This window comes from Bacillus sp. EB600 (assembly GCF_024494385.1).
Lineage (GTDB): Bacteria > Bacillota > Bacilli > Bacillales > Cytobacillaceae > JAEVLT01.
In genome coordinates this window covers 1-517 of record NZ_JAEVLT010000156.1, presented here as the reverse complement: position 1 = coordinate 517, position 517 = coordinate 1, and the positions used below count along the sequence as shown (strand labels likewise).

The 517-nt window shown below is 46.8% G+C and carries 5 tRNA genes; all 5 read right to left on the bottom strand.

What is annotated here, in order from left to right:
• Positions 1 to 32: 32 nt before the first annotated feature.
• Positions 33 to 114 (bottom strand) — tRNA-Leu (locus tag JN080_RS29105).
• A gap of 14 nt (positions 115 to 128) precedes the next feature.
• A tRNA-Lys gene (locus JN080_RS29100) sits at positions 129 to 204 on the bottom strand.
• 49 nt (positions 205 to 253) lie between these two features.
• A tRNA-Lys gene (locus tag JN080_RS29095) sits at positions 254 to 326 on the bottom strand.
• Positions 327 to 351: 25 nt separating this feature from the next.
• Positions 352 to 427, bottom strand: a tRNA-Thr gene (locus JN080_RS29090).
• Between the two features lie 8 nt (positions 428 to 435).
• A tRNA-Val gene (locus JN080_RS29085) sits at positions 436 to 511 on the bottom strand.
• Positions 512 to 517: the final 6 nt, after the last annotated feature.

Genomic DNA, 517 nt, shown 5'->3' with positions numbered 1-517 from the left:
CACTGAACTACTTCCGCAACTTATTAAAATAGTGCGGGTGAAGGGACTTGAACCCCCACGCCTTGCGGCGCCAGATCCTAAGTCTGGTGCGTCTGCCAATTCCGCCACACCCGCATGATAAATATAAATGGTGTGCCATGAAGGACTTGAACCTTCGACCCTCTGATTAAAAGTCAGATGCTCTACCGACTGAGCTAATGGCACGTAATTAATTTGATTCACAAATCTTACATAGTAAGATCCATAAAAACAATGGGTCATGAAGGATTCGAACCTTCGACCCTCTGATTAAGAGTCAGATGCTCTACCAACTAAGCTAATGACCCAAATTTCAACACATAGATTGAAAAGTGGTGCCGGCCAGAGGACTTGAACCCCCAACCTACTGATTACAAGTCAGTTGCTCTACCAATTGAGCTAGGCCGGCATGGTATATGGTGGAGGATGACGGGATCGAACCGCCGACCCTCTGCTTGTAAGGCAGATGCTCTCCCAGCTGAGCTAATCCTCCATAATT